The sequence below is a fragment of the Sphingorhabdus sp. EL138 genome (assembly GCF_945882965.1).
Taxonomy (GTDB): domain Bacteria; phylum Pseudomonadota; class Alphaproteobacteria; order Sphingomonadales; family Sphingomonadaceae; genus Sphingorhabdus_B.
This window is the reverse complement of the sequence record NZ_CAMCWY010000004.1, coordinates 68,109-89,367: the sequence shown is the minus strand read 5'-3', so window position 1 is coordinate 89,367 and position 21,259 is coordinate 68,109. Positions and strand designations below refer to the sequence as shown.

General features: G+C 54.2%; 22 protein-coding genes. 9 read left to right on the top strand and 13 right to left on the bottom strand.

Going from position 1 to position 21,259, the window contains the following annotated elements; translation table 11 throughout:
• Positions 1 to 66: 66 nt before the first annotated feature.
• The 5 genes from Q0N43_RS02810 to Q0N43_RS02790 all read right to left on the bottom strand — a co-directional run bounded on the left by Q0N43_RS02810 (position 67) and on the right by Q0N43_RS02790 (position 5,429).
• Entirely contained in the window at positions 67 to 711 is a 645-nt protein-coding gene (locus Q0N43_RS02810) for a TetR family transcriptional regulator (RefSeq protein ID WP_295442179.1), read from the bottom strand.
• 65 nt (positions 712 to 776) lie between these two features.
• Positions 777 to 1,874 carry a DNA polymerase IV gene (dinB, locus tag Q0N43_RS02805; RefSeq protein WP_295442176.1) on the bottom strand — a complete coding sequence of 366 codons (1,098 nt, stop codon included), beginning with the start codon at positions 1,872 to 1,874 and terminating at the stop codon, positions 777 to 779.
• A 13-nt stretch (positions 1,875 to 1,887) separates the two neighbouring features.
• Positions 1,888 to 3,606 carry an AMP-binding protein gene (locus Q0N43_RS02800; protein ID WP_295442172.1) on the bottom strand — a complete coding sequence of 573 codons (1,719 nt, stop codon included), beginning with the start codon at positions 3,604 to 3,606 and terminating at the stop codon, positions 1,888 to 1,890.
• The gene (locus Q0N43_RS02795) at positions 3,578 to 4,678 is read right to left on the bottom strand and encodes an MBL fold metallo-hydrolase (RefSeq protein ID WP_295442170.1); all 1,101 of its coding nucleotides are present in this window, start codon (positions 4,676 to 4,678) and stop codon (positions 3,578 to 3,580) included. Before Q0N43_RS02795 ends, Q0N43_RS02800 begins: the two co-directional genes overlap by 29 nt.
• Before the next feature lie 49 nt (positions 4,679 to 4,727).
• Entirely contained in the window at positions 4,728 to 5,429 is a 702-nt protein-coding gene (locus Q0N43_RS02790; RefSeq protein WP_295442168.1) for a DUF1013 domain-containing protein, read from the bottom strand.
• 108 nt (positions 5,430 to 5,537) lie between these two features.
• Between Q0N43_RS02790 and Q0N43_RS02785 the strand changes: the two genes are divergently transcribed.
• The gene (locus tag Q0N43_RS02785) at positions 5,538 to 6,560 is read left to right on the top strand and encodes an alpha/beta hydrolase (protein WP_295442166.1); all 1,023 of its coding nucleotides are present in this window, start codon (positions 5,538 to 5,540) and stop codon (positions 6,558 to 6,560) included.
• 19 nt (positions 6,561 to 6,579) lie between these two features.
• On the opposite strand, the gene Q0N43_RS02780 is transcribed toward Q0N43_RS02785, so the two are convergent.
• On the bottom strand, positions 6,580 to 7,578 hold the full coding sequence (locus Q0N43_RS02780) for an NAD(P)H-quinone oxidoreductase (protein ID WP_295442163.1): 999 nt from the start codon (positions 7,576 to 7,578) through the stop codon (positions 6,580 to 6,582).
• An 82-nt stretch (positions 7,579 to 7,660) separates the two neighbouring features.
• Between Q0N43_RS02780 and Q0N43_RS02775 the strand changes: the two genes are divergently transcribed.
• Positions 7,661 to 7,858, top strand: coding sequence for a DUF1192 domain-containing protein (locus tag Q0N43_RS02775; protein ID WP_295442160.1), 198 nt, complete (start codon positions 7,661 to 7,663; stop codon positions 7,856 to 7,858).
• Between the two features lie 130 nt (positions 7,859 to 7,988).
• On the top strand, positions 7,989 to 10,331 hold the full coding sequence (gene clpA / locus Q0N43_RS02770; protein WP_295442156.1) for an ATP-dependent Clp protease ATP-binding subunit ClpA: 2,343 nt from the start codon (positions 7,989 to 7,991) through the stop codon (positions 10,329 to 10,331).
• An 18-nt stretch (positions 10,332 to 10,349) separates the two neighbouring features.
• Here the strand turns inward: clpA and recF are convergent, their stop codons facing one another.
• Complete coding sequence (recF, locus tag Q0N43_RS02765; protein WP_295442153.1) at positions 10,350 to 11,423, bottom strand: DNA replication/repair protein RecF; 1,074 nt, start codon at positions 11,421 to 11,423, stop codon at positions 10,350 to 10,352.
• 348 nt (positions 11,424 to 11,771) lie between these two features.
• Between recF and Q0N43_RS02760 the strand changes: the two genes are divergently transcribed.
• Complete coding sequence (locus tag Q0N43_RS02760; RefSeq protein ID WP_295442150.1) at positions 11,772 to 11,915, top strand: PspC domain-containing protein; 144 nt, start codon at positions 11,772 to 11,774, stop codon at positions 11,913 to 11,915.
• A gap of 59 nt (positions 11,916 to 11,974) precedes the next feature.
• On the opposite strand, the gene Q0N43_RS02755 is transcribed toward Q0N43_RS02760, so the two are convergent.
• Positions 11,975 to 13,114: a beta-ketoacyl-ACP synthase III gene (locus Q0N43_RS02755; protein ID WP_295442148.1), complete on the bottom strand. Its 1,140-nt coding sequence runs from the start codon at positions 13,112 to 13,114 to the stop codon at positions 11,975 to 11,977.
• Between the two features lie 119 nt (positions 13,115 to 13,233).
• Here Q0N43_RS02755 and Q0N43_RS02750 point away from each other — a divergent pair, with 119 nt between their 5' ends.
• Together Q0N43_RS02750 and Q0N43_RS02745 are read left to right on the top strand one after the other, a co-directional pair.
• A complete protein-coding gene (locus Q0N43_RS02750; RefSeq protein WP_295442145.1) occupies positions 13,234 to 13,839 on the top strand; it encodes a lysophospholipid acyltransferase family protein in 606 nt (201 codons plus the stop codon).
• Positions 13,836 to 14,645 carry a DUF1295 domain-containing protein gene (locus Q0N43_RS02745; RefSeq protein ID WP_295442142.1) on the top strand — a complete coding sequence of 270 codons (810 nt, stop codon included), beginning with the start codon at positions 13,836 to 13,838 and terminating at the stop codon, positions 14,643 to 14,645. The genes Q0N43_RS02750 and Q0N43_RS02745 overlap by 4 nt, the downstream gene beginning before the upstream one ends.
• Here Q0N43_RS02745 and rimO read toward each other — a convergent pair whose 3' ends face one another.
• Positions 14,646 to 16,010 carry a 30S ribosomal protein S12 methylthiotransferase RimO gene (rimO, locus tag Q0N43_RS02740; protein ID WP_295442139.1) on the bottom strand — a complete coding sequence of 455 codons (1,365 nt, stop codon included), beginning with the start codon at positions 16,008 to 16,010 and terminating at the stop codon, positions 14,646 to 14,648. It lies immediately after the preceding gene.
• A gap of 90 nt (positions 16,011 to 16,100) precedes the next feature.
• Between rimO and Q0N43_RS02735 the strand changes: the two genes are divergently transcribed.
• Positions 16,101 to 16,502, top strand: coding sequence for a DUF1761 domain-containing protein (locus Q0N43_RS02735; protein WP_295442136.1), 402 nt, complete (start codon positions 16,101 to 16,103; stop codon positions 16,500 to 16,502).
• Positions 16,503 to 16,511: 9 nt separating this feature from the next.
• Here the strand turns inward: Q0N43_RS02735 and surE are convergent, their stop codons facing one another.
• Positions 16,512 to 17,279, bottom strand: a complete 768-nt coding sequence (gene surE, locus Q0N43_RS02730; protein ID WP_295442133.1) for a 5'/3'-nucleotidase SurE — start codon at positions 17,277 to 17,279, stop codon at positions 16,512 to 16,514.
• Positions 17,279 to 18,559, bottom strand: coding sequence for a serine--tRNA ligase (gene serS / locus Q0N43_RS02725; RefSeq protein ID WP_295442130.1), 1,281 nt, complete (start codon positions 18,557 to 18,559; stop codon positions 17,279 to 17,281). Before serS ends, surE begins: the two co-directional genes overlap by 1 nt.
• A gap of 360 nt (positions 18,560 to 18,919) precedes the next feature.
• Between serS and dksA the strand changes: the two genes are divergently transcribed.
• Complete coding sequence (dksA, locus tag Q0N43_RS02720) at positions 18,920 to 19,384, top strand: RNA polymerase-binding protein DksA (RefSeq protein WP_366845942.1); 465 nt, start codon at positions 18,920 to 18,922, stop codon at positions 19,382 to 19,384.
• A gap of 136 nt (positions 19,385 to 19,520) precedes the next feature.
• Positions 19,521 to 19,907, top strand: a complete 387-nt coding sequence (locus tag Q0N43_RS02715) for a PilZ domain-containing protein (RefSeq protein ID WP_295442127.1) — start codon at positions 19,521 to 19,523, stop codon at positions 19,905 to 19,907.
• Here Q0N43_RS02715 and pgl read toward each other — a convergent pair whose 3' ends face one another.
• Together pgl and eda are read right to left on the bottom strand one after the other, a co-directional pair.
• Positions 19,908 to 20,615, bottom strand: coding sequence for a 6-phosphogluconolactonase (gene pgl, locus Q0N43_RS02710; RefSeq protein WP_295442124.1), 708 nt, complete (start codon positions 20,613 to 20,615; stop codon positions 19,908 to 19,910).
• 16 nt (positions 20,616 to 20,631) lie between these two features.
• Positions 20,632 to 21,246, bottom strand: a complete 615-nt coding sequence (eda, locus tag Q0N43_RS02705; protein WP_295442121.1) for a bifunctional 4-hydroxy-2-oxoglutarate aldolase/2-dehydro-3-deoxy-phosphogluconate aldolase — start codon at positions 21,244 to 21,246, stop codon at positions 20,632 to 20,634.
• Positions 21,247 to 21,259 lie beyond the last annotated feature (13 nt).

Below are 21,259 nucleotides of genomic sequence, written 5' to 3'. Positions count from 1 at the left end.
ATGCTAGACTTGAGTTTTGTTGCGGCACAGGTGGGCGTTTGCCAGACAGCAGAGCTATCTGCTCGGTTACGAAACGATCTTGATTTGCGTTTGACCAAGCTTTTGCGCCGACGATTTTTTGCCTAGCCCAAGAAAAATTGTCTCAACAATCGTTGCAAGCTTCTCGACCCTCAACTTAATCGTGCCAACGTAAAAAAGCGCGTCCGGGTTGGTGTAACACTGCACCATCTGGTTGATGAGTGACACTGCCTCATCAATCGAAAGGCCTTCAAAATAACCCTGCTCCATAGCTTCTGCGACAATCAGGGAGAGATAATGATCTCCCAGATCCACATAGCCGCGGACAACCTCAAAATATTGTTGGCCAATTTCAAGGTAACTTTTCAGTAGATCTGGTTCCGCTTCATATTGGTCAACCATCGCGAGGTAACGCCGCGCAAAATATTGGTACATCTTGTCCTGCACAGGCAGGTCTGATTCGGTTACCTCAACCATTATCCGGATTTTTTCGGCAAAAAAACGCTCGGCCACAGCCTCAAGCAACGCTTCTTTATTGTCAAAAAAGCGATATAGATTGGATGGCGACATGCCCGCTGCCATCGCCAAATCTGTCATTGAGATATCTACCGACCCGCGCTTGCGGATCAAGTCATCAACCATCTCAAGCAATGCAGTTCTTCCAGCATCGATATCTGTCTGAGGGCGCGCCATTTTACATCCTGTATTACATTAGCATAACAGTTTCATGATATATAACAAAAAAATTCAATTTTCAATCAAGCAAATGTAAATTGTCCCTGCTGCGTTGCACGCTCGACGATTTCATTATGGTCTACAAAACCGGAAAGTGTCAGCCCGAGAAGTCTGACCCCCGTCTCAACCGGGAGTATTTGATCAAGCAAAGCATGGCCAAGCTGGGCTATAGTCGCACGATCTGACAAAGCTTGCCCAACTGTTCGGGACCGCGTGATCGTCCGGAAATCCGAATAGCGTGCCTTCAACACTAATGTCCTACCCTCTGCCTGATATCGGTCAATGCGATCCCAAACGACATCGATGATTTCTTCCAGTGCCTCGCGCAGTTCGGCCTCGCTGCGTTTATCATTAAAATAGGTACTTTCGGCTCCGATAGATTTGCGCACAGCATTTGCGTTGACTGGGCGGTGATCAATCCCGCGGGCCGCCCAGAAAAGATAGCCGCCCCAACTGCCAAAATGCTGCACCAGCCACGCTTCATCCTTGAGTGCAAGGTCAGCGCCCGTGTTTACGCCAAGCTTTGCCATCTTCTCAGCGGTGCGCGGCCCAACACCGTGAAACCGGCGGACCGGCAGGCTAGCTACGAATGCCGGGCCTTGGTCCGGCAGTATAACGCACATTCCATCGGGCTTATTCTGGTCGCTGGCGAGCTTTGCAATGAACTTGTTGTAGCTTATGCCAGCGCTCGCGGTCAGCCCCGTCTCGTCCCGGATTGCTGCGCGGATCGCCTTGGCGATCTTCACTGCGGAACCAATGCCCTGCTTGTCATTCGTTACATCAAGATAGGCCTCATCCAACGACAGCGGTTGAATGAGGTCGGTGTGCCGCGCGAATATGTCGCGAATATGCCGCGACACCGCTTTGTAGGCCTCAAACCTTGGCTTGACGAAAATCAGGTCGGGGCATTGCCTTTGCGCCGTGACCGAGGGCATGGCCGAGCGCACACCGAACGCCCGCGCTTCATAGCTTGCCGCAGCCACCACACCACGCTTGGATGAACCGCCGACGGCGACAGGTTTTCCCCGCAGATCGGGGTTATCCCGCTGCTCAACGCTGGCGTAAAAGGCATCCATGTCGACATGGATTATCTTGCGGATGAGAGCTATATCTTCTTCCATCGCAGACCAACGCCTACGACCCCAGCGACATTCGCAACGCTTTGCGGTCAAGCTTGCCAATCATTGTTTTTGGCAAGACTTCCATGATCGTGACACCCTGAACGCGTTCATGTTTTCCCAATTTCGGGTTGAGCCACGCCGCAATCACCGCGCCATCTTCGGTCGCACCATTTTGCAACGTCACAAACGCGCGCGGAATTTCGCCGAGATATGCGTCAGCAACGCCAATGACGAGCGCTTCCTTGACCGCAGGGTGTCGGTAAAGCACATCTTCAACTTGGCTTGGGAACACTTTAAACCCGCCAACGGCGATCATATCCTTCAACCGGTCGACGATGTGAACAAAGCCATCTTCGTCAATCGTCGCAACGTCGCCGGTCCGTAAATATTTGCCGAGAAATACTTCTGCATCCGCCTCTGGCCGGTTCCAATATCCGCACATAACCTGTGGACCAGAAAAAACAAGCTCGCCGGGTTCGCCGGGTAGAGCGGGCTTAGCCGGGTCCTCCTTGTCAACAAGCCGGACATCGGTTCCAGGGACAGGTTGCCCGATGCTGCCAATCTTGTTCAGGCCCTCATAAGGGTTGCACGAAACCACGCCTGAGCTTTCGGTTAAGCCATAGCCTTCGATAACGACAGCTCCGGTCGCTGTCTCAAACCGCTTTTTCAGTTCACCGGCCAAGGGCGCGCCGCCAGAAATACAGGCGCGAAGACTACTGAAATCGGTCTTTGCAAGGTCCGGGCAATCCAGCAACGCTTGATACATGGTCGGCACGCCTGGAAGCGACGTTATCTTTGCGCGGGTAATCGCAGCCAAGGCCGCCTTTGCCTCAAATCGCGGCAGCATGACAATTTCACCGCCATTGGCAACTGTGCGATTGAGGACAGTTGCATTTGCGAAGACATGGAAAAACGGCAGGACGCCAAGGATACGATCGTCCAATGGTCCATCCGGTTGATTCATTCTACTGTGCGGATCAATCATGTTAATCTGCCGCGCATTGGCGGTGATATTTTGATGACTTAACATTGCGCCTTTGGGGGTGCCAGTAGTACCGCCCGTATATTGCAACTGGGCAATATCTTTTTCGGGTGCGCACGGCTGAATCGCATAATTACCTTCATTTGCGACCAGATGGGCAAAAGTAGACACGCGGCTATCAGAGGGTATCGCCGCAATTTCGCCGCGTTTGAAAAGACGGTAAGCCCAACTTTTCGCTTTTGGCAACGCTTCGGAAACGCTTCCTACGATCAATTCTTTCAGGCTGCTATTGTCGAGCACCTTCATCGCCGTGGGCAGTAGCGCCGCTGCAGAGACCGTGAACAAAATGGACGTGCCGCTGTCGGCAACCTGATGCGCAAGTTCATCAACGGTGTAGAGCGGCGAAAAATTCACGACCGTCGCCCCGGCTGCCAAGGCGCCATAATAAGCCGCAATATACTGCGGCACATTGGGCAGGAATAGGCCAATATGGTCACCCTTGCCAATGCCTTTGTCCTGCAACCCGCGAGCTACGCGCCGAACCGTGGCAGCGATCTCGGCATAGCTATATTTGCGGCCCATGAAGTCAGCCATTGCAGCGCCGCACATGCGCTCGGCCGATTGGAAAAACATATCATGCAGTGCCAATGCGGGAAACTGCTGGTCCCATTTGGCAGGATGATAATAATGGTCGTTCCAAATGCTGTGTGTCATGCAGACATTATGCCGCGTGATACCAACCAACGCCATCGCGAATTTCGCATTTTATCCGTCCGGCAAAATGCAAATGCCGCAGATGTGCCTGCGCCTCACCCGTAGCTAAGCCATACACTGTGTCATCAATTTCGCGGTCGAATAAAAGGCTGAAAGTATCAACGGCCCGCATTTCGGTAATACGCAATTCGCGCTCGAGCTTATCAAGCCGTTCATGATGTCCCGAGGCAAGCTTGTCCAGACGGACATGTACACCAGTAAACGGTTCCCCATGCGCGGGCAGCACCAACATATCTGCGGGCAAAGCCCCACGGAATTTCGCAATGGACGCCAGCCATTCACCCAGCGGATCCGCCTCGGGCTCGCTGTCCATGACGGATACGTTCGATGTGATGCGGGGCAAAATCTGGTCGCCGGCAATAATCATATTGTTATCAAAATCGACAAGGCTCGCATGCTCAGGTGTATGGCCTCCGCCGGTCATGACCGTCCAGTCGCGCCGCCCGACGCGAACGACTTGTCCGTCATCCAAGCGCACATGCCCCGCTGGCAACCGCGACACCGCACGCGCAAAGCCGCCCCAACCTGCTTTACGAAGCTTTTCAATGCGCGCTTCGTCAAAGCCGGCAAATCGGCGGTTATTGAGCACTTCCTCGGGCGGCTGTTCCAACTGGTCGCTCGTCAGCATCCGCGCCATCAGCCATTCGGTCCGGTTCATCCAGATCGGGACTTTGAACTTGTTGGCCAACCAACCAGCGCAACCCACATGGTCTGGGTGAAAATGCGTTACGAAAATCCGTTTTAGCTCGCGGTGCGCCAACGCACCCTTGAAAAGCAACTGCCATTTGTCAATCGTTGGCTGCATAAACAGGCCCGTATCGGCAATCGCATATCCGTCGTTCGCCTCATCCAGTAGCCATAGGTTGATATGCGCCAAGTTGCCGGGCACCGGCATCCGCGTCCAACCCATATCGGGTGCTATAGGATAAATTTCACCATATTGCGGAGCGTGTTCGCCCAAGGGGTAGGTTAGCCCCTTAAGCTCTCTTGCTTCAAAGCCATGGTCGGCAAGCGATGCGTCATATGCGGGGGGTGTGGAAACTGCCATCCCCCCGCCGTGCCTTAATCACGCGATTTAGGCAATCATCACGTTTTGATTATTCGCCAGCTTTTTTGAACAAAGTGTCGGCCGTCAATTCTACCTTGCCAACATTTTCATCTTCGCCGTTCAACGCAGCTTCTGCGCGGCGTGCAGCTTCGGTACGTTCTGCGCGCAATTCTTCGATCAAAGCGTCGCGATCGGTTCCAAGGCGCGCGTCGTTGGCAGCTGTATTATCGATACCGGCTTTCTTTGCAGCGCGGTTCACGATCACATCCAGTTCGCGCTGCGACGTCAGGCCAAGCGTGACAGGGTCCTTCGCCTGAATTTCGGCGATGTTCCAGTGGCTACGCTCACGAATGGCCGCAATGGTATTGCGCGTCGTGCCGATCAACTTGCAGATCGCGCCATCTGTAATCTCAGGGTGATTGCGCAGCAACCAAGCAATGCCATCTGGCTTGTCCTGACGTTTCGATACTGGCGTATACCTTGGGCCTTTTGTGCGGCGAACCTGATCCGGACCCTTTGACATTTTGAGGACATAATCCTCATCTGCCTGACCCTTTTCAATTTCTTCCATCGCCAGTTCGCCAGCGTGCACAGGATCACGCCCGGTATATTTCGATCCAGTCATGTCATCAGCCATGGCCTGCACTTCAAGGATATGAATACCACAAAACTCGGCGATTTGCGAGAAGCTCAAACCCGTGCTGTCGACCAACCAAGCGGCGGTCGCATGTGGCATCAAAGGGGTGGCCATTTCATTTGCTCCAATAATAAGGGCCGCCCCTTACGGAGCGGCCAGAATGTCGTGCATCGGCATTAGGCGAAGTTTGCCATATCGGCAAGCGACAATGCGCGTTTGGACTTGCACGCGCCGCACCACCTGTGCATTCCGGAGCAATCATTGGGGGAAGAAATGCTACGCTTGATCAAATGGCTCTTCATTTTGTTGCTTGCCGCTCTGGCTGCGCTGTTTTTCTGGGGCTATACGCCTGATACAGAGGCCGCCCAGATGGAGAGCAAATATGGTAACTCTGCTTCGCGCTTTGCCGAATTGGAGCCTGGTCTGCGCGTGCATTATCGTGACGAAGGAAAGCAGGACGGACCTGTCCTCGTTCTTATTCACGGCTCAAACGCATCGCTGCATACATGGGAGCAGTGGATTGCCATTTTGGGCAAGGACTATCGGGTTATTTCGCTTGATCTTCCCGGACATGGCCTGACCGGAACTAACCCCGCAGGCGTCTACGACAATGCATCTTATGTTAGTGTTGTTGACAGTTTATTGGCCAAGCTGAATGTTGATAAGGCTGTAATTGGCGGCAATTCCATGGGCGGCGGCGTGTCGTGGTTATACGCATTGGAACATCCGGAGAAGGTTGACGCTGTGGTGTTGGTTGATGCCAGTGGAAAGCCAAATGCAAGGTCCGGAGAAATGCCACTTGGATTCCGGCTGATGCGTATGCCGGTGATAAAAGAAGCCGTACGCTTCATTGCACCCCGCAGCATTTTTGAATCGAGTGTCAAAACGTCAATGCACGTTCAATCCAAAATCAACGACAAGCTTATCGATCGATACTGGGAATTAAATCGCTACCCCGGCAACCGCGACGCAACCATGAAACGCTTTTCAAGTCCCAAGAGCATGGCACCTGGCACAAAAGAACGGCTCTCGGCTATAAAGGTGCCAGTTTTGATCTTATGGGGCGCAGAAGATAATTTAATCCCCGTCACCGTTGCCAAATGGTTCGCTGAAGCCATGCCGCAGGCGAAACTGGTCATTTACCCCAATGTCGGCCATATCCCGATGGAGGAAATCCCTGAAAAAAGCGCCAATGATGTCAAAATCTGGCTGGATGGCGTGGCCGCTAAAACGCCAAAAGTATAAACCCGCCTAGGTCCTGACCCTAAACCGCCAACATGATCTTCCCGACATGCGCGCCGGATTCCATATAGGCATGCGCATCGGCGGCTTCGGCCAAAGGAAAAATCTTGTCTATTTCCGGACGCAGCGCACCATCACAGACCAGTGGCCAAACGGTTGCCAATATTTCCTGCGAAAGCATGGCCTTAAACATGGGGGTACGAGGACGCAGCGTTGACCCTGTAAGCGTCAAGCGGCGTGACATGACAAAAGCCATGTTGATTTCCGCTACCATCCCGCCCTGCACCGCGATGGTGACATGCCGCCCATCTTCACGCAGGCACTGCAGGTTTCGCGAAACATAATTCCCTGCGACCATATCAAGCACGAGGTGAACGCCCTCGCCACTTGTGAGCGCCTTCACACGTTCGACAAAGTCGGAACTGTTATAGTTGATGGCGTGATCCGCGCCGATTTTTTGAGCTGCTGCGCATTTGTCGTCAGAACCGCAGGTCACAATCACAGTTAGGTCAAACAGCTTGCCCAGCTTGATCGCCATGGTGCCAATTCCGCTAGTTCCCCCGTGAATAAGTACGGTCTCGCCAGGCGAAGCATAGCCCCGCTCAAACACATTATGCCACACGGTGAACAATGTTTCAGGCAAAGCAGCCGCTTCGGCCATCTCCATGCCCGCTGGAACTGGCAAGCACACATCCATCCGTGCAAGGCAATATTCGGCATACCCTCCGCCAGATACTAAGGCGCAATAACGGGCACCGATTATGGTTGGGTCGACATCACCACCCATAGCGACGACTGTTCCCGACACTTCAAGTCCGGGCAGGTCACTCGCGCCCGGAGGCGCGGGATAAAGTCCCTTACGTTGGATAACATCAGGCCGGTTGACGCCCGCATAAGCGACTTTCAATAACACTTCACCTGCACCCGGAACGGGCAGCGGCCGATGCGACGCGACAAGCACTTCGGGCCCGCCCGGCGTCGAAATTTCGATTACGGTCATTAGATCCGGTAACTGTGCCATTACTGCGTTATCCCTTTTGAATGATCGGCCCTTTAAGCAAGCTTCATATTGACAGCAACCGCCCATCGGTAAAATATGCGTTATGGATATTGACGAAAACCTGCCGCGTCGCCGCGACGATTCTGTGGCCCTTCTTATCAAGCAGGATATTGACGCCCTGTCCGTGGCGGAACTTGAGTTGCGGATCGCTGCGCTAAAGGCCGAAATCACGCGCTGCGAAGGCAAAATTACGTTTGCAGACAAGCACAGAAGCGTTGCCGACGCGTTGTTCAAAAAATGACTCGTGGCGGGCCAATGCGAAGAAAGCGGGAACGCAGGCCGTTATCTCTCTTATCATGCTTGAAAGCACCGAAGGCCACGCCGATATAGTGTGAAGACCGCGCAGCGACTCAATTTAGGGAGACGAAGTTATGCCATCATTTGCAGAGTCGCTGGAAACCACACTTCATAACGCATTGAAGCATGCTGGCGACCGCGCGCACGAGTATGCGACTTTGGAGCATCTCCTGCTGGCGCTCATTGAAGATGCGGACGCCGCGAAAGTCATGCAGGCTTGCGGTGTCGATATTGGCGAGCTTTCGGACATCATCATTACATATTTGGATACCGAGCTGGAAAGCCTGCGCGTGGAGGGCAAGGTTGACCCATCGCCGACAAGTGGTTTCCAGCGCGTCGTTCAACGCGCGATTTTGCACGTCCAAAGTTCCGGAAAAGACGTCGTAACCGGCGCAAATGTGCTGGTCGCTTTGTTTTCAGAGCGCGAGAGCTATGCCGTATATTTCTTGCAACAGCAGGATATGAGCAGACTTGATGCCGTATCTTATATCAGTCACGGCATCGGCAAGGACGGCAAGCTAGCCGAACCTCGTTTAGGGGCCGACGCTGAGCCGAAAAACGAAGAACCCGAAGACGCAAAGGCGAAAAAAGACAAGAAAGAAGGTGCGCTGGATCAGTTCACCGTCAATCTGAATGAAAAAGCCAAGCAGGGCCGCATTGATCCCCTGATCGGGCGCACAGCCGAAGTTGACCGTACCGTCCAAATTTTATGCCGCCGTTCGAAAAACAACCCCCTTTACGTGGGCGAACCCGGCGTTGGGAAGACAGCGATTGCAGAAGGCCTGGCCCGACGCATTGTGGAAAATCAGGTGCCTGAGGTTCTGTTACCAGCCGTGATCTATTCGCTCGACATGGGCGCGTTGCTGGCTGGAACGCGGTATCGCGGTGACTTTGAAGAGCGCTTAAAGGCGGTTGTCTCCGAACTGGAAAAGCTTCCGGATGCAATCCTGTTCATCGACGAAATCCACACGGTCATCGGCGCGGGCGCAACAAGCGGCGGAGCAATGGACGCATCGAACTTGCTAAAGCCGGCGTTGTCAGGTGGGACCATCCGTTGCATCGGTTCGACAACTTACAAGGAATTCCGCAACCATTTCGAAAAAGACCGAGCATTGCTGCGCCGGTTCCAGAAGATTGACGTCAACGAACCAAGCATTGAGGATACGATCAAAATCCTTGCAGGCTTGCGCAGTGCGTTTGAAGAGCATCACAAAGTTAAATACACCCCAGATGCCATCAAGGCCGCAGTGGAGTTATCCTCACGCTACATCAATGACCGTAAGCAGCCAGACAAGGCCATTGACGTCATTGACGAAGTTGGTGCCATGCAGATGCTTGTTGCCCCATCAAAGCGCCGCAAACTGATTACGGCCCGCGAAATCGAAGCCGTTATCGCCACGATTGCCCGCATCCCGCCAAAGCAGGTTTCGACCGATGACAAGACTGCGCTTGGCACGCTTGAGGCGGATCTCAAGCGCGTGGTGTTCGGGCAAGATAAGGCGATTGAAGTGTTGGCGAGCGCCATCAAGCTCAGCCGTGCTGGCCTGCGCGATACCGAAAAGCCAATCGGCAGCTATCTGTTCAGTGGTCCGACCGGCGTCGGTAAAACTGAAGTTGCGCGGCAACTGGCTTCTATCCTTGGCATTCCGCTCAAGCGGTTTGACATGTCGGAATATATGGAACGCCACAGCGTCAGCCGTCTGATTGGCGCCCCTCCCGGATATGTCGGGTTTGATCAGGGCGGACTGCTGACAGATGCCGTCGATCAAAGCCCGCATAGCGTGCTGTTACTCGACGAAATCGAAAAGGCCCATCCCGACCTGTTTAACATCCTGTTGCAAGTGATGGACAATGGCCGGCTGACCGACCATCACGGCAAGACCGTAGACTTCCGTAATGTCATTTTGATCATGACAACCAATGCGGGCGCCAGCGACATGGCGAAAGAAGGTATCGGTTTCGGCAACAATATCAGCAAAGAAGATGCTGGCGATGAGGCCGTGAAGAAGATGTTTGCGCCGGAATTCCGCAATCGCCTCGATGCGATGGTGCCATTCAGTTATCTGCCGACCGAAGTCGTCGCGCGCGTTGTCGACAAGTTCATCCTGCAGTTGGAGTTGCAACTTGCCGACCAAAATGTGCACATCAAGCTTGATGATGAAGCACGGGCTTGGTTGACCGAGCGAGGCTATGACAAGCTATACGGCGCGCGCCCGATGGGACGTCTTATTCAGGAAAGAATCAAACAGCCGCTTGCCGAAGAGCTGTTGTTTGGCAAACTGATTCATGGCGGCGAAGTTGCTGTACGCATCAAGGACGACCAGCCCGCATTTGAAGTGACACCGGCGCCACCTAAGTCTGCCAAGCCCAAGCCGCCAAAGAAGAGTGCTGCGAAAAAGTCCAGCAAAGCCGGCTAAATGAATGCTCCCCTGCGATCAGGGGAGCATTCTAGGGTCAGGACCGATTGGCAACAACTGGGCGGACGGCCCAATATCCTTAAACAATTCAGGTTCAGTTCCGGTCATCCAGACTTGCGCCTTAGTATCTGCCAACAATCCAAATAACGCAGCGCGTCTTGACGGATCGAGATGCGCTGCGACCTCATCCAACAGCAAGATTGGCGGGGCATCGCGCTGCGCCGTTACAAGCGCCGCATGCGCAAGGATGAGGGAAAGCAGCAATGCCTTCTGCTCTCCTGTGGAACATTGCTCCGCGACCTGCCCTGAGACGCTGTGCAATACTTCGAGATCGGCGCGGTGGGGGCCAAGCAAAGTGCGCCCGGCAGCAGCGTCACGGTTACGTCCCTTGCGCCATGCAGACGCAAGATCACCATCTGCAGGTGCAACCTTATCGACCAATTTGATTTGCGGCGAGGCAAATGGCCCCGACATTGTCGTAAGCAATTGTGCACTCAACGCCTCAATCACCCAAGCGCGGGCTGCCTGAATATAATTTCCGCTCTCTGCCATCTGCGCCTCAAGCGCATCTAACCAAAGTGGGTCGGCGGCGACACCGCCTGCCAAAAGCCGGTTGCGTTGTTGCATGGCCTTTTCATATCGGCTGCTGTGCCGCGCATGGCTTGGGTTTATCGCCAATACCAAGCGATCCAGAAACCGCCGTCGCGCGGCTGCGCCATCTGCAAACAAGCGGTCCATCGTCGGGGTTAGCCAGATGACCGACAGCCATTCGGCAAGGCTGTTTATCGCGGCATTGCTCTCGTTCACCCGCACCTTACGCCGTTCAGGCTGCTCTGCGCTCACCCCAGTGCCAATCACATTGCCGCCAGCATGGGCAACGATGGCAAAGCCGCCGCTGCCCGCATTGCGCACGATGTCAGACATGGCCGCCCGGCGAAGACCCCGGCCTGGCACCAACAGCGACACTGCCTCCAAGATATTTGTCTTACCGGCGCCGTTTGACCCGTGCAGTGCAATGAACTGCGCCACTGGCCGGATCTCCAGCGCAGCGTGATTTCGAAAATCATTCAGGGTTAGTCGCGACAGCGTCATATCATGCGTCTGCTATAGCTATAGTATGGCCGCTTTTGGTCAAGCGGCTATTGGCAATCTCCCACTGCCAATATTGTGATACCCTAAAAATTAACTAAAATACTGATTTTGAATTATATATTCATTTTGGCACAGGCTATGCTGAGTAGTTCGCATAGCCGGAATGGTCCGGGACATCGAAAAGGAAATCAACATGACACAGTATGCACGCACACAAATTCTATCGGCTTTCGCAGCAGTTATCTGCGCATTCATAACCATCGGCATCAGCGTAGCACCTGCAGTTGCGCCCGCCGCAGCATATATCGCATAATATAAGCCCACGTTTTGGAAGTAGGGAGCAATTTAATGACACGCTTAACACTGAATAAAACCAACAAGAAAATTCTCGGCGTTTGCGCTGGCCTAGCAAACTGGACTGGCATGGATGCCATGATCATTCGCTTGATCTTCGCCGTTGCAACGGTTGTCGGCTTTGGTTCGCCGGTTTAGATTTACATTTTGCTGGCGATGATACTCGACTAATGCGCACAAAGCCGCAGCCCAATGGATTAAGCAACTTTCCGCACGAATACCGAGCCTGCAGAATATCCCGCGCCGAACGAGCAAATTAAACCAATATCCCCGGCAGTGAGGTCTTCATTATGCTTGTGAAAGGCGATGATGGAGCCAGCGCTTGAGGTGTTGGCATAGGTATCAAGCACTGTGGGACTTTCATCCTCACTCGCTTCATGCCCCAAAACCTTTTGTGCGATCAGCCTATTCATGCCCGTATTGGCCTGATGCAGCCACATGCGGCGCAAATTTGATCCCGATAGGCCCAAGCTTTCGGCGTGTTCAACAATCATTTGCCCGACCATCGGCACAACCTCTTTAAACACCTTCCTGCCCTCTTGAACAAATAGCTTGTCATTGCGCGGCCCGCTTTGGTTGACTGGGCCTTGCCCATGCGCGCGGTTGAGAAAACCAAAATTGTTGCGGATATTGTTCGAGAATTGCGTTTTCAGCCGCGTGCCCAGAATTTCCCAATGTTGTGCAGGCGCCATATCCTTTGCCTCAACCAATATTGCTGTCGCCACATCACCAAAGATGAAGTGGCTATCGCGGTCGCGCCAGTTAAGATGCCCTGAAGTAATTTCGGGATTTACGACCAATACCGAGCGCGCGTTGCCGCTGCGGATATAGTCCGCAGCAGTTTGAATACCAAATGTCGCGGACGAACAGGCCACATTCATGTCGAAGCCAAAGCCGCGCTGCATACCCAGCTCATGTTGGATTTCTACCGCCATGGCAGGATACGCACGCTGCATATTCGATGCAGCGCATAAGACGGCATCTACATCTTCGATGCGCCGCCCAGCACGCTCCAGCGCATCACGGCATGCCGCGACAGCGATTTCGGCCATTAACGAAATCTGGTCATTTGGCCGTTCGGGGTAACGTGGCTCCATGATGTCGGGATCGACGATGGCGCGCTTATCCATAACATGCCGGGATTTTATCCCGCTGGCCTTCTCGACAAATTCAACTGAGCTATGCGTGAGCGGCTCTGCATCAGGGTTAGCCGCATTGTATCGGTCGGCATAGGCATTGAAGCTTGCAACCAGTTCCTCGTTGCTGATGATGTCCGATGGCGTCAACAATCCTGTCGACGAAATGACTGGAGTGGCACCGTATGCATGTTGCGACATGTATTTTCCCGCGTTGATTTTTATTGCGTCCGGATGCCTAGCCTTTGCGTATTTACGAAACAAGCCGTTTAAAATGCATTATAACGGCGTTATGTGCGCGATGTAGGAGGAATATCTTAATGTCGTTGAATGAACGCCAGCCAAGCTGGTTGTCCCGGCTGGTCCGGCGGGTGCTGGTCAGTATATATAAACGCGACCAATGGCGGGCGCATGGCGTCGTTCCGGAACCACGCAAATTCGTACTCATTGCAGCACCCCACACCAGCAACTGGGATTTTGTCTATTTTTTAGGATTGACCGAAGAATTAGGAATTAAGCCACATTTCATGGCTAAAACCTCACTTTTCCGCTGGCCGTTTACCAACTTCATGCTTGATATGGGCGGCGTTCCTGTTGATCGCAGTTCAAACCGCAATTATGTGCAGCAGATGATCGATGAATTCGGCCGTCGCAACGAATTCATGCTGACCATCGCGCCGGAGGGAACGCGCGGCACGGTCAGGGCATGGAAAACCGGCTTTTATCATATCGCAATGGGCGCAGGCGTGCCCTTGGTTGTCGGTATGATGGATTATGGCTCAAAAACGGGCGGGCTTGGCCCAGCGATCTGGCCAACTGGCGATTATAAGGCTGATATGGCAAAGGTTGCCGAAATCTACGCAAAGGTTATACCAAAGCATCCAGCCAAAGGAATGACAGAGATATTTGCGAGGGACGATGCATGACTGATCTTGGTTCGACGATGCTTATCAATGCTGCGGCGCTGCTAACCGTGATTCTTGCCTTATGGGCTTACTCCGTCAAAATTCGGGATGTGTCATTCATTGATGCCTTTTGGGCATTTGGGATGGTGTTGCTGGCCTGGGCGACTTGGGCGCAGTCAAGCGCGCCGGGCGCAAGGTCCCACCTGCTGCTTGGTCTGACCAGCCTATGGGGATTACGTCTCACCTATCATCTGTGGACACGCTGGCGCGCGCATGGCGAAGACCAGCGCTACGCAAAAATTATGGGCAGCGTCATGGAAAAGAAAGGCTGGAGCTGGAGCAAGACATCTTTGCTTTCGGTGTTTCTCACACAAGCGCCATTGCTCTTCATAACTGCCCTACCCGCGCAACTTGGTATTTGGGCAAGCGAAGGCGTGCGCGCAGTGTTGGGCCCGTTGGCATTTTTCGGAGCCATCATTGCGATCATCGGCATATTGTTTGAAACCATCGGCGATTCGCAGCTTAACGCATTCCGCGCCAATCCGGCTAATAAGGGCAAGGTCCTTGATACCGGCCTGTGGCGCTATACGCGTCACCCCAATTACTTTGGTGATGCCGGCACATGGTGGGGCATCTGGCTCATCGCTTGCGAAGTAGGGCTGGCCGGATGGATTAGTATCATTGGTCCGATATTCTTGACATTCACCCTGACGCGATGGTCGGGAAAGCCATTATTGGAACGTGGCATGAAGAAGACGCGGCCCGAATATGCTGATTATGTCGCCCGTACATCGGGCTTCTTTCCCTTACCGCCAAAGCGCGGATAATCAGGCAACCACTCCAAACAAGTCGTGTTCGTCAGCATCTTCGATGTTGACCATCACGACATCACCGGCCTTCAAAGTCGGTGCGACATCACGCAAATAGACATGGCCGTCGATCTCAGGCGCGTCGGCCTGCGACCGTGCGGTCGCACCGATGCTGTTGTCTTCGTCCACGTCGCCGATTTCATCGATGATTACAAGGATGCTGCGTCCGACCTTTGCCGCAAGCTTGGCAGCGCTGATAGCGGCGGTTTTCGCCATGATACGCTGAAACCGCTCTTCCTTGACCGCTTCGGGCACTGGGTTGGGTAGATTGTTCGCCTGCGCGCCGTCCACCGGTTCAAAGCGGAACGCGCCGACACGATCTAGCTGCGCTTCCTCTAGCCAATCGAGCAGATATTCAAAGTCGGCTTCGGTTTCGCCGGGAAAGCCGACGACAAAACTCGAACGTATTGCAATGTCAGGGGCAATAGTGCGCCATTTGCGGATGCGTTCGAGCACCTTTGCCTCATTCGCTGGCCGCTTCATGGCCTTGAGGACATTGGGCGCTGCATGCTGAAACGGGATGTCGAGATAAGGCGTCAGATATCCTTCCGCCATTAACGGAATGACATCATCCACATGGGGATAAGGGTAAACATAATGCAGCCGGACCCATGGCGCGATGCCATCGCTCGAACGCAAACCGCCCAATTCGCGCGCAAGGTCGGTCATATGTGCACGCACCTCACGCCCCTTCCACGTGCGCGGTTCATGCCGCGTATCCACCCCATAAGCCGATGTGTCTTGCGAAATGACCAGAAGCTCTTTGGTACCAGCAGAAACAAGCTTCTCCGCCTCACGCAGCACAGCGTCAATCCGGCGGCTTGCCAGCTTTCCGCGCAGGGTCGGAATAATGCAGAACGCGCAGCTGTGGTTGCAGCCTTCGGAAATTTTCAAATAGCTGTAATGGCGCGGCGTTAGCTTCAATCCGCCTTCAGGGACAAGATCAAAAAATGCACCACGCGTCGGTGGCGCCGCTTCATGGACCGCCGATACGACAGCCTCATATTGATGCGCGCCAGTAATCGCTAACACATCGGGAAAGCGCGCGCGGATGACATCGGCTTCGTTGCCCATGCAGCCTGTCACAATAACACGGCCATTTTCCGCGATAGCCTCGCCAATGGCCTCTAGGCTTTCTTCCTTTGCAGAGTCGAGAAAACCGCACGTATTGACGAGCACGACATCGGCGCCGGCATAATCGGGCGACAGGCCATAGCCGTCTGCACGCAGCTTGGTGAGAATCCGTTCGCTATCGACCAGCGCCTTGGGGCAGCCAAGCGATACCATGCCGACCTTGGGCGCTGCTTTAATTACTGTTGCCATGATGATGGGCCGCATAGCGGGTTTCGGTGCGCTTGTCACGGCTAGTGAACAAGCGCATGATAAACGCGTAGGATGACGAAAGGAATATTGATGGCAAACGCAAATCTGTTGGCGATACTGGCGGCTGCCGCGACGGGCTTTTTGATTGGTGGCTTATGGTATGGGCCATTGTTCGGCAAAGCGTGGATGGCGGAGCATGGATTTACTGAGGCGCAACTGCGCGGTGGCAATATGCTCAAAATCTATGGCCTGACCTTTGCCTTTTCGGTGCTATCGGCTGTTTTCCTTGGCCATTTACTGGCGTTTTTTGATACAAATGCCCGCGCGACGCTGATGATATCTGTCGGCATTTCGCTTGGCTATATCATCCCTGCCATTGGCACCAATTATCTGTTTGCGCGCAAATCAGGTCGTCTATTCGCCATTGATGCCGGCTATTGGTTAGTCTTCTACGCCGCTATGGGTTTGGTCTTCCTATTGCTTGGGCATTAAGGTGCGTATCTAGCCAACATATCTTTGCTGCAAGGTCGCTAACGATTCATGATGCGTCAGGTCAAGTTGCAGGGGGGTCACGGCAATATAACCATCCTCGATAACCTCAAGGTCGGTGTCATGGCCCGGCGTGTGCAACATGCCATGCAGGCCAAACCAATAATAATCATATCCGCGCGGATCAGTACCTTTGACAATTGACCCACGACTATAGTCGTGAAAACCCTGACGTGCGACTTTGATTCCCTTCACGTCTTGCGGCAGCAGAGGCGGAAAGTTGATGTTGGTCAATGTACGCGGCGTATCTGGCATATCGAGCAGCGGACGAAGGACGCGCTCACCCCATGCCTCCGCCGCCGAAAAGGGCACAGCGTCGGCCATGCCTTCCTTGCTGTAAACCTGGCTGAGGGCGATGGAACGAATGCCCGCCAACGACCCTTCCATCGCGGCAGCCACAGTGCCGGAATAGGTAATGTCATCACCCAAATTGGCACCACGGTTCACGCCGGACAGGATCAGGTCAGGCTTTGCGTCCTTTATGATAACGCCAATGCCAAGCATGACGGAATCTGTAGGCGTGCCTGCAACCGAGTAATGCTTATCCCCATGCTGGCGAATGCGCACAGGCTTCGTCAGGGTAAGCGAATGACCAGCGCCCGAGTTTTCCTCCGCAGGCGCGACGATCCATATATCATCGCTGATCGTGCGGGCAATCGCCTCCAACACCTTAAGGCCCGGCGCATTCACGCCATCATCGTTGGTCAACAATATACGCATCAAACGGTCGCCTCTACTTTTGTAAGGCCGCCCATATAAGGCAGCAAAGCCGCCGGAATGGTGACGCTACCATCGGCCTGCTGATGATTTTCAAGTACCGCAACAAGTGTGCGGCCAACCGCAAGGCCAGACCCGTTCAGAGTGTGGACAAAGACATTGCCCTTGCCTTCGGCTGGACGGTAACGGGTATTCATCCGCCGTGCCTGCCAGTCACCGCAGTTCGAGCAGCTGGAGATTTCACGGTATAGCCCTTGGCCCGGCAACCAGACCTCAAGATCATAGGTCCGCTGTGCGCTTGCGCCCATATCACCTGTACACAGCAGCATCTTTCGATAGGGCAATTCAAGCGCTTGCAATATGCCTTCCGCGCTCTGCACCATGCGTTCATGCTCTGCTGCGCTATCTTCGGGACGGACGATGGAAACCAGCTCCACCTTTTCAAACTGATGCTGGCGAATGAGGCCCTTGGTATCGCGGCCTGCGGCGCCTGCTTCGGAACGGAAACATGGGGTCAGCGCCGTCAGCCGGATCGGCAGGGCGCTTTCGTCCAAAATCTGTTCACGCACGCTGTTGGTCAACGACACTTCCGCAGTGGGAATGAGCCAGCGGCCATCGGTTGTCTGAAAATTGTCTTCGGCAAATTTAGGAAGCTGCCCAGTTCCAAACAGGGATTCCTGTCGCACCAAATAAGGCGTAGCGCACTCGGTATAGCCGCGCTGCGCAGTCTGATGGTCGAGCATGAATTGCCCAAGCGCACGGTTTAAGCGCGCCATCTGCCCCCGCATGAAGGTGAACCGCGCGCCCGAAATGGCAACTCCGGTTTCAAAGTCGAGGCCAAGGGCGGGGCCGATATCCGCATGGTCGCGGGGCTCGAAATCAAAATCCCGTGGTTCGCCCCAGCGGGCAATTTCGACATTCCCGGTCTCATCTGCGCCATCGGGGGTGTCAGCCGCTGGCAAATTCGGTAAGCCCGCAAGCAAGGCGTCGAGTTCCATGCCCGCCACACGTTCGCGTTCTTCCAACTGCGGCAAAATGTCTTTCAACTTAGCAACTTCGGCCTTTAAAGCATCCGCCGTTGCGATATCGCCCTTGCCCATGGCTGCGCCGATGGATTTTGACACATCGTTGCGGCGGGCCTGCGCATTTTGCATCTCCGTCAAGATCGCGCGCCGGTTTTCGTCCAAGGCAAGGATGGACGCAGCAGCGGGTTCAGCGCCCCGGCGCATCAATGCAGCATCAAAGTCTTTTGGATTTTCACGGATATATTTTAGGTCATGCATGGCGGCAGGCTATGCCCCGCGCGTGGCGGCTTCGCAATGAAAAAGGGCGACAGAAAGTTGGCGACGTTTGCGCGGCACTGACACAATGTGGCTTGCCATCGCTTTCTTGGCGGAACGACGGCCCGCATAAGCAAGCGACCAACCTTTCGTAGCTAACTTTGCCGGTAAGCGCAAAATTGCCCGTGCATAAAAAGCAAACCAGCCCGCGTTTGGACACTTCCCAGTGCTTTTGCCCAATTGAAGACAACACGTAACATTTGGCTTGTGCCACATTTGGCCCAAGTCTATAGCGCCGCCAAGAGTGGATTGGAGGCAGACTACTTCGTGTCGAAGGGCCTGCCCCGGGGGTGGAGAATTACGATGGGCGTGAGTGCCAAGCCTCAAGATACGACCAGCGAAACAAGCGCCGCTGACTTTGACCTCAACGATTCATACGTACCTGGCGACGAAGAGCCATTTATGAACGATCGGCAATTAAGATATTTTGAAAAGCAGCTTGTTGACTGGAAGAATGGCATCTTGGCGGAGTCACAGGGAACGCTGAACCAGCTTCAGGATGGTCCCATGCGTGAACCAGATCTTAACGATCGCGCTTCGAGCGAGACCGATTGGAGTATCGAACTTCGTACCCGCGACCGCCAACGTAAGCTTATCGGCAAAATCGAGGCAGCCTTGCGCCGCATCACTGATGGCGAATATGGTTACTGCCAAGTGACTGGCGAGCCTATTTCGCTAGCACGCCTGCGCGCCCGACCGATTGCAACAATGACCCTGGAAGCACAGGAACGCCACGAACGGCAAGAACGCGTTTCACGCGACGATTAAACGGTGCTTGCGTTTACCACCTTTGGTTAAGAATTAGAGCGGAATGCCGGAAAGGTTCGCCGCATTAACCTTTTGGCGATGTTTTGATGCCAGTGTGCAAGGCCGAATTAACACTAATCTTGTTTGGCGCTGCAATATGGACGACCCATTGAGCAATACACAATTCCCTGCTGCAAAGCGTAGCGTGAATCGCGACAGCCTTTTGCTAACGGCTATATTACGTTTTCCAAATACGCAGGAAGAATTGCCGGTACGCATCCGTAATCTGTCCGCCGGCGGCTTAATGGCCGAACTCCCAACTGGCCCAATGCGGGGCGAACTTGTCGAAGTGAACCTGCACAATATTGGCTGGGTCAGTGGCCGCATCGCGTGGGTCAGCGAGGGGCGAGTAGGCATCGCGTTCGAAAATCCGATCAATCCGAAAGATGCGCGCAAACCCGTTGCGGTCTCCGAATTGGATATCCCGCCTTATCTTAAGAAGCTGAACGCAACGACTGTCCCCGGCAAATTGCGCCGCGCCTAATCAGTCATCGAGGCAGTAAATGTCGACAGGCACGACAATCTTGTCCAGCACACGGCCAATCGGATAGGTCGATTTGCCACCCTGTTCGATGGCTGTTTCAAGCACTTCGCGCTTTTTGGCGCCGTTTATTACCAAAATCGCGGTCCGCGCCGTGCCGATGGCTGCACCTGTTAATGTCACCCGATTGACGGGCGCTTCGGGTGGTAAGGGATCAGGCGCAACGCCCACAGCGCGCACGTCTTTGCCGCTGTCCATCGCCGATTCCAAATCAGGACCGGCGAAGATCGATGCTGTATGACCATCTGTCCCCATGCCGAGCCAGACCAAATCCGGCGGCCAGTGGAGGTCCGCCAACCGTGCATTCGCCGCGCTACCCGCCAGTTTATGGTCGGCGGCATCACTTGCGATTGGTAGCACGCGCGCACCCTTTGGAATGAAGATTTTGGCAATCATCGCCACATTGGACAAAGGATTGTCCACAGGCACCAATCGGTCATCGGTTGGGATAATCGTTACATTTTTCCAACGAATATTGGCTTGCGCAAGCTTTTCCAAAATCGGTTTAGGCGTTGAGCCGCCGGGGAATGCGACCAGTGCCTGACCACGGGCATCCAACGCGCTTTCGATGATGAAGCTGACGTCGCCAACCACGGCGTCGATCAAATCTTCCGCAGCGTCAAAATCCCACCATTCGATTTCTTCGGCCATATGCCTTGCGTCTCCGTTAGTTTCGTAATGCCGATGCGGCACGCGCTGCCGATTCAATCGCGGCAACATCTGGAACGCCTTTACCAACAAGCCAGCTACCGCCAACACATAAAATTTCCGGTACTGCCAACCATTCTGCCGCTGTGTCCTGTTTTATACCACCCGTTGGGCAAAATTGGCACTGGCCGAATGGACCAATGAGCGCCTTAAGCGCTGGAAGGCCGCCATTAGCTTGCGCCGGGAAGAATTTGAAATGCGTCAGTCCCAAATCCAACCCGCGCATGATGTCGCCTGCGCTGGCGATGCCGGGCAAGAACGGTATGCCTTTGGCGATAGCTGTCTCACCCAAATTGTTGGTGAGGCCCGGCGATACAATGAACTCAGCGCCAGCGGCGATCGCACATTCAAGACCCGGCACATCGACGATAGTGCCAGCGCCGACAATCGCGCCGGGGACCTTCTTCATCTCGGCAATCGCGTCCAAGGCCGCAGCAGTGCGCAAGGTGACCTCCAGCACGCGAAGCCCTCCCGCAACGAGCGCCTGCGCTATGCCACGCGCATGCGCGGCATCTTCAATGACTAGCACCGGAATAACGGGCGCGGTGCGCATGATTTTTTCGATTGCGGACATATGGTGTAGATCC

What these genes read in the sequence shown, in the direction of transcription:
- Q0N43_RS02790 (WP_295442168.1), bottom strand. Translation starts at nt 5,429, where the DNA reads ATGGCCACCCCTTTGATGCCACATGCGACCGCCGCTTGGTTGGTCGAC.
- dinB (WP_295442176.1), bottom strand. Translation starts at nt 1,874, where the DNA reads ATGGAAGAAGATATAGCTCTCATCCGCAAGATAATCCATGTCGACATG.
- Q0N43_RS02775 (WP_295442160.1), top strand. Translation starts at nt 7,661, where the DNA reads ATGGATATTGACGAAAACCTGCCGCGTCGCCGCGACGATTCTGTGGCC.
- Q0N43_RS02745 (WP_295442142.1), top strand. Translation starts at nt 13,836, where the DNA reads ATGACTGATCTTGGTTCGACGATGCTTATCAATGCTGCGGCGCTGCTA.
- Q0N43_RS02780 (WP_295442163.1), bottom strand. Translation starts at nt 7,578, where the DNA reads ATGGCACAGTTACCGGATCTAATGACCGTAATCGAAATTTCGACGCCG.
- clpA (WP_295442156.1), top strand. Translation starts at nt 7,989, where the DNA reads ATGCCATCATTTGCAGAGTCGCTGGAAACCACACTTCATAACGCATTG.
- Q0N43_RS02810 (WP_295442179.1), bottom strand. Translation starts at nt 711, where the DNA reads ATGGCGCGCCCTCAGACAGATATCGATGCTGGAAGAACTGCATTGCTT.
- Q0N43_RS02715 (WP_295442127.1), top strand. Translation starts at nt 19,521, where the DNA reads ATGGACGACCCATTGAGCAATACACAATTCCCTGCTGCAAAGCGTAGC.
- Q0N43_RS02795 (WP_295442170.1), bottom strand. Translation starts at nt 4,678, where the DNA reads ATGGCAGTTTCCACACCCCCCGCATATGACGCATCGCTTGCCGACCAT.
- eda (WP_295442121.1), bottom strand. Translation starts at nt 21,246, where the DNA reads ATGTCCGCAATCGAAAAAATCATGCGCACCGCGCCCGTTATTCCGGTG.
- Q0N43_RS02755 (WP_295442148.1), bottom strand. Translation starts at nt 13,114, where the DNA reads ATGTCGCAACATGCATACGGTGCCACTCCAGTCATTTCGTCGACAGGA.
- surE (WP_295442133.1), bottom strand. Translation starts at nt 17,279, where the DNA reads ATGCGTATATTGTTGACCAACGATGATGGCGTGAATGCGCCGGGCCTT.
- Q0N43_RS02800 (WP_295442172.1), bottom strand. Translation starts at nt 3,606, where the DNA reads ATGGCGTTGGTTGGTATCACGCGGCATAATGTCTGCATGACACACAGC.
- recF (WP_295442153.1), bottom strand. Translation starts at nt 11,423, where the DNA reads ATGACGCTGTCGCGACTAACCCTGAATGATTTTCGAAATCACGCTGCG.
- Q0N43_RS02750 (WP_295442145.1), top strand. Translation starts at nt 13,234, where the DNA reads ATGTCGTTGAATGAACGCCAGCCAAGCTGGTTGTCCCGGCTGGTCCGG.
- serS (WP_295442130.1), bottom strand. Translation starts at nt 18,559, where the DNA reads ATGCATGACCTAAAATATATCCGTGAAAATCCAAAAGACTTTGATGCT.
- dksA (WP_366845942.1), top strand. Translation starts at nt 18,920, where the DNA reads ATGGGCGTGAGTGCCAAGCCTCAAGATACGACCAGCGAAACAAGCGCC.
- pgl (WP_295442124.1), bottom strand. Translation starts at nt 20,615, where the DNA reads ATGGCCGAAGAAATCGAATGGTGGGATTTTGACGCTGCGGAAGATTTG.
- Q0N43_RS02735 (WP_295442136.1), top strand. Translation starts at nt 16,101, where the DNA reads ATGGCAAACGCAAATCTGTTGGCGATACTGGCGGCTGCCGCGACGGGC.
- rimO (WP_295442139.1), bottom strand. Translation starts at nt 16,010, where the DNA reads ATGGCAACAGTAATTAAAGCAGCGCCCAAGGTCGGCATGGTATCGCTT.
- Q0N43_RS02760 (WP_295442150.1), top strand. Translation starts at nt 11,772, where the DNA reads ATGACACGCTTAACACTGAATAAAACCAACAAGAAAATTCTCGGCGTT.